Origin of the sequence: Tuberibacillus sp. Marseille-P3662 (assembly GCF_900178005.1) — a bacterium.
Classification (GTDB): domain Bacteria; phylum Bacillota; class Bacilli; order Bacillales; family Sporolactobacillaceae; genus Marseille-P3662.
In genome coordinates this window covers 1,730,690-1,747,719 of record NZ_FXBS01000006.1, presented here as the reverse complement: position 1 = coordinate 1,747,719, position 17,030 = coordinate 1,730,690, and the positions used below count along the sequence as shown (strand labels likewise).

The 17,030-nt window shown below is 38.9% G+C and carries 19 protein-coding genes; 10 read left to right on the top strand and 9 right to left on the bottom strand.

The genetic code is table 11. The features are described 5' to 3' along the window. Positions 1–13: 13 nt before the first annotated feature. The 4 genes from B9Y89_RS17315 to B9Y89_RS17300 form a co-directional block, all read right to left on the bottom strand. A complete protein-coding gene (locus B9Y89_RS17315; protein WP_085524431.1) occupies positions 14–919 on the bottom strand; it encodes a carbohydrate ABC transporter permease in 906 nt (301 codons plus the stop codon). Positions 920–922: 3 nt separating this feature from the next. Then, on the bottom strand, positions 923–1,804 hold the full coding sequence (locus B9Y89_RS17310) for a carbohydrate ABC transporter permease (RefSeq protein ID WP_085524430.1): 882 nt from the start codon (positions 1,802–1,804) through the stop codon (positions 923–925). Positions 1,805–1,994: 190 nt separating this feature from the next. Then, complete coding sequence (locus B9Y89_RS17305) at positions 1,995–3,311, bottom strand: ABC transporter substrate-binding protein (protein WP_085524429.1); 1,317 nt, start codon at positions 3,309–3,311, stop codon at positions 1,995–1,997. A 105-nt stretch (positions 3,312–3,416) separates the two neighbouring features. After that, positions 3,417–4,400 carry an SIS domain-containing protein gene (locus B9Y89_RS17300; RefSeq protein WP_085524428.1) on the bottom strand — a complete coding sequence of 328 codons (984 nt, stop codon included), beginning with the start codon at positions 4,398–4,400 and terminating at the stop codon, positions 3,417–3,419. A gap of 291 nt (positions 4,401–4,691) precedes the next feature. On the opposite strand from B9Y89_RS17300, the gene B9Y89_RS17295 reads away from it, so the two are divergent. From B9Y89_RS17295 to B9Y89_RS17260, 8 genes are all read left to right on the top strand, one after another. Further along, positions 4,692–5,426 carry a GntR family transcriptional regulator gene (locus B9Y89_RS17295; RefSeq protein ID WP_085524427.1) on the top strand — a complete coding sequence of 245 codons (735 nt, stop codon included), beginning with the start codon at positions 4,692–4,694 and terminating at the stop codon, positions 5,424–5,426. Between the two features lie 574 nt (positions 5,427–6,000). Further along, positions 6,001–6,927: a phosphate ABC transporter substrate-binding protein gene (locus B9Y89_RS17290; protein WP_085524426.1), complete on the top strand. Its 927-nt coding sequence runs from the start codon at positions 6,001–6,003 to the stop codon at positions 6,925–6,927. 118 nt (positions 6,928–7,045) lie between these two features. Continuing rightward, positions 7,046–7,993, top strand: coding sequence for a phosphate ABC transporter permease subunit PstC (gene pstC, locus B9Y89_RS17285; protein WP_085524793.1), 948 nt, complete (start codon positions 7,046–7,048; stop codon positions 7,991–7,993). Further along, the gene (gene pstA / locus B9Y89_RS17280; RefSeq protein ID WP_085524425.1) at positions 7,994–8,878 is read left to right on the top strand and encodes a phosphate ABC transporter permease PstA; all 885 of its coding nucleotides are present in this window, start codon (positions 7,994–7,996) and stop codon (positions 8,876–8,878) included. A gap of 63 nt (positions 8,879–8,941) precedes the next feature. Next, positions 8,942–9,751 carry a phosphate ABC transporter ATP-binding protein PstB gene (gene pstB / locus B9Y89_RS17275; protein ID WP_085524424.1) on the top strand — a complete coding sequence of 270 codons (810 nt, stop codon included), beginning with the start codon at positions 8,942–8,944 and terminating at the stop codon, positions 9,749–9,751. Between the two features lie 17 nt (positions 9,752–9,768). Then, positions 9,769–10,545: a phosphate ABC transporter ATP-binding protein PstB gene (gene pstB / locus B9Y89_RS17270; protein ID WP_254901283.1), complete on the top strand. Its 777-nt coding sequence runs from the start codon at positions 9,769–9,771 to the stop codon at positions 10,543–10,545. 33 nt (positions 10,546–10,578) lie between these two features. Beyond that, a complete protein-coding gene (phoU, locus tag B9Y89_RS17265) occupies positions 10,579–11,238 on the top strand; it encodes a phosphate signaling complex protein PhoU (protein ID WP_085524422.1) in 660 nt (219 codons plus the stop codon). 250 nt (positions 11,239–11,488) lie between these two features. Then, entirely contained in the window at positions 11,489–12,139 is a 651-nt protein-coding gene (locus B9Y89_RS17260) for an SIMPL domain-containing protein (protein ID WP_085524421.1), read from the top strand. A gap of 336 nt (positions 12,140–12,475) precedes the next feature. Here B9Y89_RS17260 and B9Y89_RS17255 read toward each other — a convergent pair whose 3' ends face one another. From B9Y89_RS17255 to B9Y89_RS17245, 3 genes are all read right to left on the bottom strand, one after another. After that, complete coding sequence (locus B9Y89_RS17255) at positions 12,476–12,949, bottom strand: ferritin (RefSeq protein WP_085524420.1); 474 nt, start codon at positions 12,947–12,949, stop codon at positions 12,476–12,478. Next, positions 12,933–13,526: a cupin domain-containing protein gene (locus B9Y89_RS17250; RefSeq protein ID WP_085524419.1), complete on the bottom strand. Its 594-nt coding sequence runs from the start codon at positions 13,524–13,526 to the stop codon at positions 12,933–12,935. The genes B9Y89_RS17255 and B9Y89_RS17250 overlap by 17 nt, the downstream gene beginning before the upstream one ends. A gap of 218 nt (positions 13,527–13,744) precedes the next feature. Next, positions 13,745–14,083 (bottom strand): DUF4363 family protein, encoded by a 339-nt coding sequence (locus tag B9Y89_RS17245; RefSeq protein ID WP_085524418.1) that lies wholly within the window; start codon positions 14,081–14,083, stop codon positions 13,745–13,747. Positions 14,084–14,175: 92 nt separating this feature from the next. On the opposite strand from B9Y89_RS17245, the gene B9Y89_RS17240 reads away from it, so the two are divergent. Both B9Y89_RS17240 and B9Y89_RS17235 read left to right on the top strand, forming a co-directional pair. Next, positions 14,176–15,024: a DUF421 domain-containing protein gene (locus tag B9Y89_RS17240; RefSeq protein ID WP_085524417.1), complete on the top strand. Its 849-nt coding sequence runs from the start codon at positions 14,176–14,178 to the stop codon at positions 15,022–15,024. Between the two features lie 97 nt (positions 15,025–15,121). Continuing rightward, on the top strand, positions 15,122–15,271 hold the full coding sequence (locus B9Y89_RS17235) for a phosphatase PAP2 family protein (protein ID WP_441351496.1): 150 nt from the start codon (positions 15,122–15,124) through the stop codon (positions 15,269–15,271). A gap of 125 nt (positions 15,272–15,396) precedes the next feature. Here B9Y89_RS17235 and B9Y89_RS17230 read toward each other — a convergent pair whose 3' ends face one another. Then, positions 15,397–16,326, bottom strand: coding sequence for a glycine betaine ABC transporter substrate-binding protein (locus B9Y89_RS17230; protein ID WP_085524415.1), 930 nt, complete (start codon positions 16,324–16,326; stop codon positions 15,397–15,399). A 52-nt stretch (positions 16,327–16,378) separates the two neighbouring features. Beyond that, positions 16,379–16,942 (bottom strand): choline uptake/conversion transcriptional regulator CudC, encoded by a 564-nt coding sequence (gene cudC / locus B9Y89_RS17225; RefSeq protein WP_085524414.1) that lies wholly within the window; start codon positions 16,940–16,942, stop codon positions 16,379–16,381. Positions 16,943–17,030: the final 88 nt, after the last annotated feature.

Genomic DNA, 17,030 nt, shown 5'->3' with positions numbered 1-17,030 from the left:
AATCTCCTTTCTTTTATCCTTTCAGACTTCCTTCACCGATACCACGAATAAAGTACTTTTGTGCAAAAAGAAACAACAATATAATTGGTAGAGCAGAAATGGTTAACCCTGCTAATAGAGTTCCCCAATCCGTTTGTAACGCTGATTGAAATTGCATGAGCCCTGCTGGAACGGTTTTCAATTCATTACTACTCATAAAAACGATACCGAACATAAACTCATTCCAAGCAAAATACCCCGTCAAAATTGTCGCTGACATTAATACTGGTTTACTTAAAGGAATGAATATCTTGGTAAATACTTTAAAGTTAGTACACCCATCCAACACAGCAGATTCAACCATTTCATTTGGAATGCTAAGAAAGTGAGATCTTATTAATAATAAAATAAACGGAATTCGATAAGCCACATAGGGAAAAATCAACGCCCAATATGTGTCATAAAGGTTTAAGGATTGCATCAACTGATACAATGGAACCAAACTAACTTGGGGGGCTAGCATTAATCCGCTGATACAAAAGATTAATAAGACATTTTTTCCTTTAAATCTAAATCTAGAAAAGGCATACGCAGCTAAGGAACTAATGAACACAGTGAGAAAACATGTGAATCCAGTAACAATAACACTATTTACAAAGTAACGAGCAATGCCGGTATGCCATGCGGTCACATAATTTTGGAACATTAACTCATTGGGAAGGCCCCAACTGTTACTAAGGATCGCATCAGAGTCCCTTAATGAATTGATGACCATCCAAAAAAGAGGATAAGCAATAATAAGAAACAAAACAATTAAAATGGCATAAACAAGGATTCTTCCAGCATATCCAAACCATTTATTCCAATATGAATTTTGTGTCTTCGGTTGTTTTGCAGGTATATGGTTTAAACGATTTAATTCATACTGTTCGTTACCCATAGGCTAATCCTCCTCTCCCGATCTGAAGATCTTTAATTGAACGACTGAAATGGCTAGTGTAACAGCTAAAAGAACTGTAGCAATAGTTGAGGCATATCCCATTGAGTCATTTACAAAGGCGGCTTGATACAAGTATGTGGTTAATACTTCAGAAGCATGCCCTGGTCCGCCACCAGTTAAAATATAGGGCTCATTAAAGACCGTAAAAGCCTGTGTGAGTGTCACAATGGTTGCGACAAAAGCCATTTCTTTAACTTGCGGAACAGTGATATGAAAAAAACGTTTTATTTTTCCTGCACCGTCTATTTTTGCAGCCTCATATAAATCAGCAGGAATTTTCTGAATAGAAATAACAAACAATAATGTTATATAGCCTAGGCTTTGCCATTGGGACATTGCAATAACTGAGAAAATGGCAGTGTCTCCATCGCCTAACCATGCTTTTGTCCAACTATCAAGTCCTATCAATTCTAGGAACTGATTTAACAATCCAGTTTGGGGATTATAAATAAACTGAAAAAGTAAAGCGATTACAGTTATTGAAACGAGAACCGGAATAAAATATATCGTTCTTAAGAAGGTAGAAAATCGTCTTATTAATGTATCTTCCAATATTGCTGCAAGAACGAGACCACCTCCGACCTGTACAATCCCCGATATAACGGCGTAAAAAATATTATTTTTTAGAGCTGTAAAGAATACTGGATCATGAAATAGATGGGTGAAATTTCCGATCCCCACAAAATCCATCCCTTTTGAAAAGGTCCCCCATTCAAAAAGGCTGTAATACAAATTGGAAACGATAGGGTAATAAACAAAGAGAGCCATTATGAACAAAGCAGGTGTTAAATATATAAAAGGGAGCCATTTGTTTTTCCGAGCCATCTTACCTCTCCTCCTAAATAAGTTTACGAGCCCTCAGTGCGTATACGAGGAATCCAAAATTCTACCTAGTCATTAAACAAACCTTCGGGGAAATGGGATTGACGGTTGCGCCCGATTACTCCAGAGGAATTGTACTGAAGCTAATCATATTTTAATAAAAGGGGAGGAGGACGGAACGCCCCCTTTTTTATTAGTTTGACTTTGCTTCGTTCCTTACTTTTGTAGCCGCTTCCTGGACATCCTTCATAACTTGTTGAGATGTCATTTCCCCATTAAACATGGTTTGTATGTCACTCAAATACGTATTGGCTACTTTAATATCTAGTCCTGTATCAATCCAAGGTGCTAGATGTTTGGCCCCCATTAGAGTTTCATAGGCATTACGCATAAGGGGTGTAGAATTATCTTTCGTCAATGTACCTTTAACTGCACTAAAGTAGCCTAAATCATTCACTAGTTTTTTTCCATTGCTCTTATTGGTCAAAAATTTGAGAAATTTCATTGCGGCATCTGGGTGTTCGGTTTTCGATGAAATCATAAATCCTTCAGGAGCTCCCGATATAATACTAGGATTCCCTTTATCATTTCCATCTTCAATAGCGGGAAAATTGAATGTTCCTGATTCAAAATCTGCATTAGGCTGATATAACCCAATTTCAAGAATTTCTAAGAAAGCCATAGCTGCTTTGCCATTGGAGAAGAACTTTCTTGCCTTATCATGCTTATACGCATTAATGTTTTCATTAAAGGCAACCTTATTAATCTTATTTAATTTCCTTAAAGCCTCAACATATAGTGGATTTTCGAAGGTACCTTGACTGCGAATTCGATCCTCTTCTATGACATTATCGGGAACGACCCGGCGATTTAATGTGCCAATATAGTGTCCAGCAGGCCACTTGTCTTTATCCCCCTCAGCAATGGGGATATAACCGTTGCTTTTTAACTCCTTAGAAACCTTTAGTAATTGATCAAAGGTTTTAGGAGGATTCAAATTTAATTGATTAAAAATATCCTTATTATAAAAGAACAATTTTGCATCTAAGTCCCAAGGAACACCATACATCTTCTTATTAAAGTTATAGGGTTCCACTGCAGATTGCACTAATTGGCCAGACCAGTTTTGGTCTTTTTTATAATAAGAGGTTAAATCCAATGCTTTATTGCTACGAACGATATTGTGAGCATACTCTCCACTCCAAGCGAAGAAAATATCAGGCTGATCGTTTGATCCTAGAAGAACTTTAATTTTTTGCTTGTAGGCATTGTTTAATACGGCTTGAGTCTCAATATTAATTTTGGGATTCTTCTTCTCAAATTCTTTTACAACATCTTCAAAAAATGATTTTTCAGGTTCTTTAGGCCATCGATGCATAAATTTCAGAGTGATTTGACCGCTGTCTTCCGAATTGTTGGAAGAACCGGAAGAACCCGTGAATCCCGAGCAACCGGAAAGAGTGAAAGCGATTGCAATGGAAATTGTCACTATAAATAAACTTTTCTTCAATTGAAATGCCTCCTTAATCTTTAAAGTTATTCCAATTTACCTTAGAATAAGAGTTATAAAGAAAGGAATTAAGGAGTAGCAGCTCCTTAATTCCAATAAATGGACTTAGTACTCAAGTTTCCACATGTATCTTCTTTTGGATAGCGGATGTTCTCTTTCATCCGCTAATTTTTCTGCATAAAGTCTAAGCACATAATTCAAAATAAGTGGAGCAATATATTTCTTTACGGATTCATCAACCCCATTTAAATCAAAATCTTTAGCATCTAACACAACAAGTTTTTCTCCAAAGCGTTTAGAGAACTTGAGTGCCCTTTCTTCTAACGGGCGTGTCTCATCTAAACCAAGTAAAATAATAAATGGGACATCTTTATCTAAAATTTCAAATGGTCCGTGAAAATATTCTCCTGCATGAATAGCGTGAGAGTGAATCCACTGCATCTCCATTAGGATACAAATAGCAAAGGAGTAGGCGATTCCATAGTTTGCGCCGCTTCCCATGGTATAGATGACCTCTTCATCTTTATAATCTTTCCCAAATTGCTCGGCATTTTGCTTAACCTGCTCACGGGTCCGATCATATACAGACTGTAGATGACCTAAGCTATTCAGCATATCTTGATAGATATTATTTTCCTCTTGATTGTAGAGAAGCCCTGTTACTAATTGATACATAACGCCATAATTGGTATTAAAGGCATCATTATCACCACGATCTGCATAGCGCAGAACAAAATCAGCGTCTGTTGTTAAGGGTGAGTTAGGGTTGTAAGTCAAGGCAATAGTAGTTGCACCTTTACTTTTGGCAAACTGCACTGATTCAACAGTTTCCGGCGTTTTTCCTTCATGTGAACAAAGAATGACCAATGAGTCTTTCCCAAGTTTTGCAGGATTTCTGTGAATAAATTCATTCGAAGAATAAAGATCTGACTCAATGCTTTGAGCTTCATGATCCATTAGATATTTACTGGGATACATAAGAGCGGATGAGCCGCCGCAAGCGACGAAAAATACATTTTTAATTGTTTTTGATTTTAGAGCACCTAATACCTCTTGAATTTGTTCGTTCGCAGTTAATTGTGTTGTCACCGTTTAGCCTCCTAAAGATTTAGAATTCATGAAACAATCGGTGTCTCACTCGCCTCCTTTTTCAGTCAATTATATAATGTTATATAACATTATATTAGAATCTCGGTCAACGAATGTCAACCCTTTTCAGAAAATTTTGTTTCCCTGGGTTCTGATTGCATGGAATTAAGGGGGGATTGTATAGAAGCGAGACATTGTCCATTTTCTTGACATACACTAAAATTGGCTGTGTTAGAAAATTTGTATTATATTATTATATAGCAATAATAAAACGGGGAAGTAGGTGTGAAAATGGAACTCAACACTGACAGCGTTCGGCCTTTATATGAACAACTTAAAGGCATTTTAAAAGGGGAAATTTCAAAAGGCGTTTATAAATATGGAGACAAGATTCCTACAGAAACCGATTTATGCAAGATTTATGGAGTAAGCAGAATCACTGCAAGACGAGCAGTAAGCGATCTAGTGAAAGAGGATATTTTGTATCGTCAACAAGGAAAGGGGACGTTCATTAAATCACATTCCATCACTCGTGAACTATTGTCTGTTGACGGTTTTTCAGAATTTGTTTCTTCCAAGGGAAGTAATCCTCATTCCAAAGTGATATCGAAGGAATTGGTTGAGGCGACATCTGAATTATCAAAAAAATTAAATACTCCTATCAATGTAGAATTATTAAAGCTTGTCCGGTTACTATACATTGAATCTGAGGCGTTTGTGCTTGATATTGCTCACTATCCCATGAATCGGTTTCCAAATTTAATCCAATACATTAAGGACTCAAGATCAACCTATGAAATACTTAAAAATATTTACAATGTGTATCCTTCTACTAGTAAAAAGTTGCTTAATATCGTGTTAGCTACAAACGAAGAGGCCATGCTTTTAAATTGCGAAGCTGGGGAGCCCTTATATAAATTTGATAAAGTTGCCTATGATTCAGAGAAGAAACCGGTCCATACATCAGTATTTTATGTGGTAGGAAAGAGGGCGACATTTACAGTAAATGATGACCCCTCATTTTAATTTAATGAGAGACAACCATCCTATAATCTGGAGTGTTTTTGTATGATAGAATCAATATCCTTTCTTAAAAACAACGAATGGGTGAATTTGAACGAAAGCTTAATACTTGATAGATGAAGATGATATTAGATACACAAAGGATCATATAGAAAATCCGGTTCAAGACATGTTGGGCGGTAAAAAGGTATGAAACAATATCGCCAAACAAAGCAGCGAAACTAAGTGCTTAAAATATCAAAACGACGAAATCGAAAAAGCTGGTAATACCCTTTAAACGGGGAACTACCAGCTATTTTAATAGGAGTCAGTGGGGTGAAGCCCCTCAATCTGTTCCAACTCCCGTTAAGGCATTCATTACCGAAAACTAAATTAAGTGAAGAAAGCATAACACGACAACATCTGTTGCCGCATTTGTTTGTATTTTAGACTAATGGATCAATTAGAAACAATCTCCCCGTTTTGTTTAGGGACGATACATCTTTACGATATCTTAACACTTAATTTATACACCATTAACAAACATCTATTACTATAGAACTAGTAAGGAGATATTACATTTGTGAGGGGGATTATTGTGAAAATAAGAAATGGGATGCTTTTTATGGTGTTGGCAGCGGTGATAGTATTTGCTTCCGCGTGCGGAAATGGTGGAAAATCCGGAAATACTGATGGGACAAGCGAAGCAGGAAACACAAAAGGATCAAATGAAAAATTATCAGGCAAGCTTATTGTGGGTGGTTCAAGTGCACTTCAACCGTTGGCTGCAGCTGCCGCAAAACAATTTATGCAAGAAAAGCCTAGCATCAAAATTCAGGTTCAAGGCGGCGGAAGCGGTACCGGTCTTAGTGAAGTGGCTTCGGGAAACTTCGATATCGGCAATTCTGACATCTTTGCAGAAGCGAAATCCGGTATCGATCCGACCAAGCTGACCGATCATAAAGTTGCTGTTGTCGGGATGACCGCCGCAGTCAATCCAAAAGCCGGTGTCAATAACCTTTCGCAAGAGGAGCTTATTAAAGTGTTCACAGGCGAGGTCACGAATTGGTCACAAGTAGGCGGAAACGATGTTGATATTACGCTTGTCAATCGTCCTGATGGTTCAGGTACTCGTGCCACTTTCGTGAAATTTGCCTTAAATGGACAAACCCCTGCTAAAGGGATTACTCAAGATTCTTCTAATACTGTTAAACGGATTGTTGCCGAAACCCCTGGGGGAATTGGATATGAGTCATTCTCGTATTTTTCTGAAGAAGATTCGATTGTCAAATTGAGCATTGACGGCGTAGAAGCAACGGCTGAAAACGTTCAATCCGGTAAATTCCCAGTATGGGCTTATGAGCACATGTATACAAAAGGTGAGCCTAATAAAAATGAGCAAGCCTTTCTTGACTATATGATGAGTGAGACCGTGCAGGGCAAACTTGTACCAGCTCAAGGCTACATCTCAGCTACGAAAATGCAAGTAAAGCGGAACGCTAAAGGTGAAACGACAAAAAAATAGAGTCACGCTAGCAACAGTATATGGTAAAAATAGGGGTGAATACCTAGCATGTATTTACCTCGTTTACCATGTTTGAAAATATCGGTTTGAACATGTCGAAAAGGAGTCGAATATGGCCATGAATAGCCATAAGGAAAGCGGGCAACAGTCAGTCAATGTCACACCTGCTAGCGAGAGATTGTTATCGAAAAATAAATCGAATAAAAATGGGGAATTTAGAGGAAAGATTATTATTTTCTCCAGTGCTTTTTTTATTTTGGCGGCGACCGTTGCTATTACATTGTTTCTAACGATAAAGGGCCTTCAATCTTTTGTAATAGATGGTTTAAATGTGGTTGATTTTATGACCGGCATGGAATGGTATCCGAAAGGGAACGCTCCTACGTACGGAGCATTTCCATTTATTTTCGGCTCGTTCGCGGTGACTTTTCTATCCGCGATTGTTGCGGCGCCACTAGGAATAGGCAGTGCCCTCTTTATGACGGAAATTACAAAAAAGTGGGGACAGAAAATCTTACAGCCAGTTATTGAAATTCTTGTCGGCATTCCCTCTGTCGTCTATGGGCTTGTCGGTTTGTTGGTCATCGTCCCGGTCATTCGTTCGTATTTCGGAGGGACAGGTTTTGGCCTGCTTGCAGGAACCATCGTCGTTGGAATCATGGTCTTGCCGACGGTCACTAGTATTTCGGTAGATACGCTTAAGTCTGTTCCTGAGGATTTGAAAAATGCTTCTTACGCACTTGGAGCAACAAGATGGCAGACCATTTATAAAGTAGTGATTCCTGCTGTTTTACCTTCACTATTGACGGCTGTTGTTTTGGGCATGGCAAGGGCATTCGGAGAAGCGTTAGCTGTACAAATGGTCATCGGTAACACTAAGACATTACCGGATTCCCTGGTTGAACCGGCAGCGACTTTAACAACAATTATCACACTTAGCATGGGCCACACGACGTACGGGAGTACACTTAATCATGCGCTTTGGACGCTCGGTCTGGTTTTACTAGTCATGTCTTATGTATTCATCATGATTATTCGCTTTTTGTCACGGAGGAGGCAAGTATAAATGAACAGCAGAACTGTGGATCGCGTGGCGACATCTTTAATTGTCTTTTGTGCGGTTATAATGGTCGGTACCCTGGTCGCTTTACTTGGTTATATATTGTATAACGGACTTAGCTATATCACCATTGATTTCCTGACATCTAATTCTAGTTCGTTTCAGGCAGGCGGCGGTATTAAAAATCAGCTTTGGAATTCATTTTATCTTTTATTCATTACAATGTTACTAACTGTGCCTCTTGGTGTAGCAGGCGGGATTTACCTTGCCGAATACGCCAAACCCAATAAAATCACGGCTTTTATACGTTCCTGTGTGGAAGTTTTAGCGTCTTTACCGTCCATTGTCGTCGGGATGTTCGGCTTACTTGTTTTTGTTAACTATTTTGGCTGGCAGTATTCGATTTTATCGGGGGCTTTAGCCCTAACCGTTTTTAATCTTCCCGTTATCGTAAGGGTTAGCGAAGATGCCCTTCGTTCCGTTCCTGCTGAACAAAAAGAGGCGAGTTTGGCTCTCGGTGTTACACATTGGCATACTATTAAAACGGTTTTACTCCCGGCAGCCTTTCCGGGGATTTTAACAGGTGTGATTTTATCAGCAGGCCGGGTTTTTGGTGAATCAGCGGCATTGTTGTTTACCGCTGGATTATCGACACCAAATCTCGATTTTACCAATTGGAATCCCGCCTCACCGGATTCCCCATTGAATCTATTTCGCTCAGCGGAGACGTTATCGGTTCATATTTGGTCTGTTAATTCAGTCGGTATTATCCCGGACGTACATGCTGTAGCGAATGGTTCTTCCGCTGTTTTGGTGATTGCAATATTAGTATTTAATCTATTTGCTCGTTTGATGGGAAGCCGTATTCATAAACGAATGTCAGGTAAGTAAAGCACTGTTGTCGAGTTGGCAAGCGAAACCCGCCGTATAACAAATCTGAAGGAGAATCGCCCTATGCTACATGTACAAGAAAGCGCAGCTGCCCTGGACAATATAGAAAGTGAAGAAAGCAAACTCAGCTTAACCGTTCAAAATTTAAATATCTATTACGGGGATAATCATGCCGTTAAGGACGTTTCGATGCGAATCAAGGAAAAAGCCATTACCGCATTAATTGGACCGTCTGGTTGTGGAAAGTCGACGTTTTTACGAACGATCAACCGTATGAATGATCTTATACCAGTGGCCCGATGTGAAGGTGATATTTTATACGAAGACGTGAATGTACTTGATCATGATATTGATGTTGTTGCGCTTCGCAAAGAAATCGGCATGGTCTTTCAGAAAGCTAACCCGTTTCCGAAATCGATTTACGACAATATCGCCCATGCTTTAAAGTTTTATGGTATCCGGAAGAAAAAAGTGTTAGATGAGACGGTTGAACAAAGTTTAAAGGATGCGGCATTATGGGAGGAAGTCAAAGATCGCCTTGACAAATCAGCATTGTCGCTTTCCGGCGGTCAGCAACAGCGACTCTGTGTCGCAAGAACGCTTGCATTACAGCCGAAGGTACTTTTATTGGACGAACCGGCATCGGCATTAGATCCGATCTCTAATGCCAAAATTGAAGATCTGATTTTAAGGTTAAAAGAACATTATACAATTGTGATCGTCACACACAACATGCAGCAGGCATCGAGGATTGCTGATCAAACAGCATTTTTCTATCAAGGTGAATTAATCGAGTATGACGACACATCTAAGATTTTTACAAATCCATCGGAAGAAAGAACCGAGGCCTATATTTCAGGTCAATTTGGCTAACAATGGAGAGATTAACCATGCAAACTGTTGAAAAAATCAATACCGCTGTTTACAACATTCAAGATCTTAATCTATGGTATGGTGATCATCACGCATTACAAAACATTCAGTTTGATATTCAGGAAAATCAAGTGACAGCGATTATCGGACCATCCGGATGTGGGAAGTCAACATTTATTAAAACGTTGAACCGTATGGTAGAAATGACCCCGAATGTTAAAGTCGCCGGAGAAATTTTATATCGAGACAGCAATATTTTCGATTCTAAATATCATGTGGAAGCATTGCGAAACCGCGTCGGTATGGTGTTCCAAAAGCCAAATCCGTTTCCAAAATCGATTTTTGATAATGTGGCCTACGGGCCAAGGCTTAAAGGAATAAAAAATAAGAAGAAACTGAAGGAAATCGTTGAAAAAAGTCTAAAGGGTGCAGCTATATGGGATGAGGTTAAGGAACGTCTCAACACCAATGCTTACGGCCTGTCAGGTGGACAGCAGCAACGCCTTTGTATTGCCCGTTGTTTAGCGGTTGATCCGGATGTCATATTAATGGATGAGCCGACCTCGGCCTTAGATCCCATTTCAACCTTAAAAATAGAGGAACTCATTCAAGAATTGAAGAAAGATATCAGTATCGTCATTGTCACTCATAATATGCAGCAAGCCGCGCGAATCTCCGATCAAACCGCATTTTTTCTGAACGGGGAGGTCATTGAACAATCGGAAACCAATAAGCTGTTTTCAAATCCTTCAGACAAACGGACGGAAGACTATATTTCCGGTCGCTTTGGATAGAAGGGAGTCAATTCTAAAACGGGAGTGATCAAGATGGTCGTTCGAGGGAATTTCAAGGCGGAACTTGATGAATTAAAAACCAGCCTTCTTTCGTTAGGGCGTCTAAGTGAATCGGCGGCACAACAAGCTGTTGAAGCATTAAAAGGTCAGGATATTGAAACGTCATTACAAATCATTGACGACGATTATAAGATCAATGAACTGGAAGAAGACATCAATGACCAGGTGATTTTAATGATCGCTAAACAACAGCCTGTTGCCTCTGATCTAAGACGAATTATGGCGGCTGTCAAAATTTCCACGGATATCGAAAGGGTAGGTGATTTTGCCGTTAACATTGCCAAATCAACGATTCGCATCGGAAATTCTTCATTGATTAAACCGCTGGAGGATATCCCAAAGATGGCGGAAATCGCCTTAAAGATGTTGGCGGACGGTTTAAAGGCGTATGATGAGGAAGACGTTGCTCTGGCAAGAACGTTAGCGGAAACGGATGACAAGGTTGACAAACTTTATGGAGAGTTAATTCAGGAACTACTTGAATTGGCTTCAAAACAGCCGGAAAATATGGCGCAAATCACACAGCTGGCGTTTGTTTGCCGCTATATCGAACGGATTGCCGATCATGTAACGAATATTGCGGAAAGCATCATTTTTCTTGTCAAGGGGAAACGTTATGAATTAAATGATTAAATTAATAGCAGGTTTGTCGTTCAATGATTTGGAATGGTTGTACTATATTTAATTTCGCAATATTATTGTAATTTATAGAGCGAACCTATAAAAGTCACCCTGTACAGGGTGACTTAGCTATTACCAAAAAAGGTGGGAAAATGAACGGCGTGTTTAGCACTCCACAGGAACATTAAGAATCAAAAACATTACTATTATGATATTTATGCGCATATATTAGAAAAAAGGCAATCTGAAAGGTGGGATAATTGTGTATTATCCTTATGGAGAACTATATAGACAGGATGCTTCCCGCATTATGACTGTTAATGGTGATGCAAGCTTCTCGGTTGAACCGGACACTGTCAGTATACAGTTAGAGGTTGTTACCAAGAGCGAACGACTCAATCAAGCTCAACAGGAAAATACGCATATAATGAATCAAGTTATCGAAGCTCTTGTACAGGAGGGCATTTCAAGAGAAAATATAAAAACATCTGCTTATAACATCAATCCTAGTTATGATTATGTAGATGGGAAACAAGTGTTCAGAGGGTACCAGGTGACAAATATAATCACCCTTAAAATGAAAAACATCGATCAAGCCGGACGGATGATTGATCTTGCTGTTAAAAACGGTGTGAATCGAGTGTCCAATATCCAATTCACGATTGAAAATCAACAACAATACTATCAGCGAGCGCTGAATAATGCTTTAAAGAATGCTTTTGCAAAGGCACAGACGATTGCTGAAACTTTAAATGTTAATTTTGATTCTATTCCACTTAAAATCATAGAAGAGACGATCGAAACACCGCAAACCTTTCAAACATTTGCTGCGATGGAAGATAGTATGTCAACCCCTATTGAACCTGGGCAGATTATTATTCGGGCTAAAGTAGAGGCACAATTTCGTTATTGATTCGAACACTCGAACGGTCTAATGTATTAATGTTTGTCCATTCAGCGCGTTAACATCGTTGATTGGAACGGCAGGCGGCGACTCCTGCGGGAATAGCATGAGTCTTGAGACCCCGCAATGCGAAGCATGAGGAGGCTCAAGCCATGCCCGCGGAAAGCGTCCGCCTAGAGTGGAAATCAACAGGCTAGGCACACTTAAAAATGTTTGGATTTTCTGTTTTAGTTTTAAATGATGAAATTGATTCACAACTAAAAACAAAATCATCTGACCTGGCATTTCACAAAAAGTGACGATGAATCAGAGTTTTTATCTGAAGGAATAACATTATTGTAGATATTAACCAGCAGGAGCTACACTGTTCTGTCTTTGACCAAGTTCTTGATCAAGAAGTAATAATGCTGAAGGATTATCCCCCGCTAATTTAAGACGTTCCACTATGGTTAATGATTGTGCTTCCTCATCAATTTGTTCTCTTAGAAAATCCTGAATAATGACCGTTGTTTGTGGATCTACTTGTTTAATATAATCATAAGCTTGACGATACGAATTTGTCACATACTGCTCATGCTTCAAAACTGATTGAAAAGTTTCAAGAGGTGTTCCAAAATTGGTAGATTGTGCTGGAACCTCACTAAGTTTTACAACCCCATCTTTCCCAGATAAATAATCAATTAAGGTTAACATATGTGTGCGCTCCTCTTCTGATTGAAGCCTGAGCCACTTTGCCATGCCTGTATAATTTTTACGATCCATATAAGCTGACATAGCTAAATATAAATTTGTAGAAATATGCTCAATTTTCGTTGTCATGACCTTCTTCTTCAGTCATTGCATCTTGTTTGGTAACATGTACAGTACCGAATGGATGATTAGGTGGAGCGTAGATCGAGTATAGTTTTAACGGAGTATTACCTGTATTGGTTACATTATGCCACGTTCCTGCAGGTATGATGATTGCAGAATCATCATAGACATTGCTTTTAAAGTTTAAATTATCTTTATTTTTACCCATTTGAACAATTCCCTGACCTTGTTCAATACGTATGAATTGATCAACATTAGGATGAATCTCCAAGCCAATATCTTCCCTAACGGCGATACTCATTAAAGTAACTTGTAAATGCTCTCCTGTCCACAACGCGGTACGAAACGTATCGTTTTGCTTTGATGCTTCATTAATATTTACCACAAATGGATTTGGTCCATAGTCTGTTAAAGAAATATGACCATTACCATTGGAAGATCGAGAACCATTAAATCCGTTTGCATATCCTCCTTCATTAGGAGAGCCCCCGTAAATCGGCTGTCTTCCATAATGATTCATTGGTACATTTGCATAGTAAGGATATTGATATTGCCATGGATATATATAAGGATTATAGTACATGTTTCTCCATCCTTTCACTAAATATATAAATTAGCCTATGCACTTGTAAAGGTAATGTGTGTTTGAAATTAATCTAATGGACCTAATATTTGTAACACAAATGGGGGGGTGAGCATTGTCCTGAATTAATTATTTTGTTGTCAAGGAAAAGTGTTCCCTTTAATAACTTTTCTCTTTCTACAATGATGTCATAACAGAGCAAAGATAGATGATCCCACTCACATGGTATATATATTTTGTAATAACGTTCTGATGGAAGCTAAAGAAACACGCGTTTGTGTTCTATCCTTTTCTTTGGTAGCAGCGATGAGTTGGTTAATGTTTTCATGTAATGCTTCATACTCTCCCTCATCCCCCAGTAATTGTAGGACCCATTTATCCTCTTCATATAAACGCTTTAATTCATTCGCCTCATTTGTGAATTGCTCCCACTCCGAATGATTTAAAGAATATTGTAGCTCATCGATTTGATTGAAAAATATATCTCCTCCTATCCGATTTGTACACCCTGTAACGGTTATTAATAAAAAGGATAGAAAGATCACTCTTTTCAACATATTTAATACCTCCTTATTGAATGGATAGTTTTAGGTTGTCCAATAATAAAGCATACATATCATAGTTCATTTGCTAATTGGAGGAGTTTTGAGTGCCAGAATTTCTACTCACCTTAATTCGTTCTATTGGTGCTTTTATTCTGCTGTTGTTCATGGCCAGGGTTATGGGCAAGAAACAATTATCCCAAGTCACTTTTTTTGATTACTGCGTAGGAATTACAATTGGATCTATTGCTGCCAGTATGTCTGTTGATCAAAACATAAAAATTTCAAACGGACTGATGGCACTGATAATATGGGGACTTTTTCCTATAATATTAGCTTTTGCAGGTCTAAAATCCAAAACATTTCTACGGCTAACGGACGGGAAGCCTTCTATTGTGATCGAAAACGGGGAAGTGAAAGAAAGGAATCTGAAGAAGAACCAAATGGCGATAGATGAGCTTATGCTTTTACTGAGAGAGAAAAATATATTTAAATTGTCGGATATTGAAATGGCTGTTTTAGAAACGAACGGTCAACTAAGTGTTATGAAGAAAACAGAACAACAGTCTGTGACGCCAACGACATTAGGTATGACGGTAGATAGGGAACATGGTCCAACCATTGTCATTATGGATGGGACTCTTTTGGAGAAGGGATTATTGGCGTTAGGTTATTCAAAAGAATGGCTCTTAGGAGAGATAAAAAAGTATGGAGCTCTGGACTTTGGAGATGTTTTTCTGGCACAAATTGATTCAAAAGGAAATGTCTATGTTGACCTATATGATGAGAAAACTACGACTCCTGTGATTCATAAAGGGTCTTTATTAGTTGATGCTCTTGAAAAGGTCTATGCAGACCTTGAAAGCTATTCAAAACAGACAAATAATTCTGGAGCTAGAGAACAGGCTGTATCCCTTCAGAATACAATTCTGAACATGATCCCCTATATAAAATGACTGTGTAGTTTGGCGACCGGAGATTAGACGATTAATTGAAGAAACAGGCTATAGTTTCCCGTGCGGTCACTCGACGAATGCAATAATTTTTTACGGAATGTTAGGATGTTTTCTTTTTTTATTCATCCAATCACATGTGCGAAAGTGGATAGCTGCTGTATCGATGGTTATTCTTGTTCTGCTTATCGGAGTGAGTCGAATATATCTTGGTGTTCATTATCCTAGTGATGTGAGAGACATAGAATAGGACGTTGACTGGTTTATCAAAAAAGGGTGGTAAAAATGAAGCCAAAATCAAGTTAAGAAAACCCGATTCAAGACATGTCTGTATAGACATATTGAACCGGGTTTTTAAATTTGAATGGTTGTCGTTTATTTAAGATCTTTGGTCCATTCAGAGACAAGATCTTGGTTGTTCTTAATCCATTTTTTGGCGGCTGCTTTGGGTTCCATGTCATTGTGGATCATGGTCATAACTTTTTCCATATCTTTCTTTTCCCAGTGGAATTGATTGAGAATTTGATAAGCTGCTGGAGCGTCTGCCTTGAAACCTTTACGGGCAAGCGTATGAATATCATCCGGCTTTTTGAACACATCCTTTGAATCTTTCAATAGCTTCATATCCCATTGACTAACGGCCCAATGTGGCTGCCATAGAACAGCGACGATTGGCTTATGGTCATCAATGGCCTTTTTTACTGTGGCAAGCATGGCTGGACTAGAACTGGCTTTTAAATCCCATTTATCGTTTAACCCATATGCCGGGAACATTTTGTCTTTTATAATCTGCATTTCCCCGGCTCCAGCATCAATGCCAGTGACGGTCCATCCAGTCTTTTGACCAACATTGTTTTTGTTGTTGGCTAAATCTTTAACTGAATCGATATCCATATAGTCGGGAACGTAGAGTCCTTGTGGTGCTTTTTTCAGGCTGGTGCCGATGTCGTTCAATTGATCTTTGTACCGGTTCCAGTAACTTTTATCGGTGGTTGGCAACCATGAAGAGATCGTTGCATCCACTGATCCATCCGCAACCCCGGCATACATGGTTCCGGTGCTCACCTGTTTTATTGTCACGTTATAGCCTACATTTTCAAGAACCTGTTTCATAACGTTGTTACTAGCCACGGCGGACTCCCACGAAACATAAGCAAGCGTCACTTCTTTTTGCCCAAGGTTGACATCGCTTTTACCGCTGTCATTCCCGTTGCTAGCGGAACTTCCATTGCTGCCGCATGCCGACAAAACCATCGAAAGTATAATAATCATAGTAAGACTGGAAATGGACATTTTTCTTGTCATACTTACAATTCCTCCTAGTGAATTTTAGAATATATCAACGCTCAGCTGAACGTTAATCATCAGGCTTATGGTCATCAAAGGGAATATACTTAAATAACTCGCCGGTTTCAATCGAGTGAACGAGTTTTTTTAACCAATAATAATAGGGTTTCGAATCCTCGAACTGCTCAAGCATATCCTGTGCCTCTTGTTTGAATGGATCAGGCGTCTCTTTCGAATCAATCACGTCCTGTAGTCGTACTTGAGCATGTGAAATAGCCTCTAAGTTAAGTTGGGCTTCACGTTCCCATTTCTTAGTGAAAAAGTTTTCAAAGAAACGGAAGAAATCTTTCTCAGCAATATAGGTGTTTTTTCTTGTTCCTTTTTGAAAAGTTTTTTTGACGATGTTGAATTCCTGAAGTCGTTTAACCCCTGTGCTCATGCTTGGTTTACTCATACCGAGATCTTCACGCATCTCATCTAACGTCATGTCATTTTCAAGATACATGGTTCCGTATAGCGTACCAACGCTTCGTGTGACCCCGTATAAGTCCATCGTTTCGGCAAGGGCGTCAATGACCAGTGACTTTGCTTCAGAAATAGCTTGGTCAGCATCACTAGTATAAGTTTTGTCCATATTCGTCCCCCCTTCGTTGGTATTAAAAAAATTTAATATGTTAAATATTTTTGATACAGTCCTTATGTTAACGAATGATTCTAATATG

What these genes read in the sequence shown, in the direction of transcription:
- B9Y89_RS17315 (WP_085524431.1), bottom strand. Translation starts at nt 919, where the DNA reads ATGGGTAACGAACAGTATGAATTAAATCGTTTAAACCATATACCTGCA.
- B9Y89_RS17310 (WP_085524430.1), bottom strand. Translation starts at nt 1,804, where the DNA reads ATGGCTCGGAAAAACAAATGGCTCCCTTTTATATATTTAACACCTGCT.
- B9Y89_RS17295 (WP_085524427.1), top strand. Translation starts at nt 4,692, where the DNA reads ATGGAACTCAACACTGACAGCGTTCGGCCTTTATATGAACAACTTAAA.
- pstC (WP_085524793.1), top strand. Translation starts at nt 7,046, where the DNA reads ATGAATAGCCATAAGGAAAGCGGGCAACAGTCAGTCAATGTCACACCT.
- pstA (WP_085524425.1), top strand. Translation starts at nt 7,994, where the DNA reads ATGAACAGCAGAACTGTGGATCGCGTGGCGACATCTTTAATTGTCTTT.
- pstB (WP_085524424.1), top strand. Translation starts at nt 8,942, where the DNA reads ATGCTACATGTACAAGAAAGCGCAGCTGCCCTGGACAATATAGAAAGT.
- pstB (WP_254901283.1), top strand. Translation starts at nt 9,769, where the DNA reads ATGCAAACTGTTGAAAAAATCAATACCGCTGTTTACAACATTCAAGAT.
- phoU (WP_085524422.1), top strand. Translation starts at nt 10,579, where the DNA reads ATGGTCGTTCGAGGGAATTTCAAGGCGGAACTTGATGAATTAAAAACC.
- B9Y89_RS17255 (WP_085524420.1), bottom strand. Translation starts at nt 12,949, where the DNA reads ATGACAACGAAAATTGAGCATATTTCTACAAATTTATATTTAGCTATG.
- B9Y89_RS17250 (WP_085524419.1), bottom strand. Translation starts at nt 13,526, where the DNA reads ATGTACTATAATCCTTATATATATCCATGGCAATATCAATATCCTTAC.
- B9Y89_RS17245 (WP_085524418.1), bottom strand. Translation starts at nt 14,083, where the DNA reads ATGTTGAAAAGAGTGATCTTTCTATCCTTTTTATTAATAACCGTTACA.
- B9Y89_RS17235 (WP_441351496.1), top strand. Translation starts at nt 15,122, where the DNA reads ATGTTAGGATGTTTTCTTTTTTTATTCATCCAATCACATGTGCGAAAG.
- B9Y89_RS17230 (WP_085524415.1), bottom strand. Translation starts at nt 16,326, where the DNA reads ATGACAAGAAAAATGTCCATTTCCAGTCTTACTATGATTATTATACTT.
- cudC (WP_085524414.1), bottom strand. Translation starts at nt 16,942, where the DNA reads ATGGACAAAACTTATACTAGTGATGCTGACCAAGCTATTTCTGAAGCA.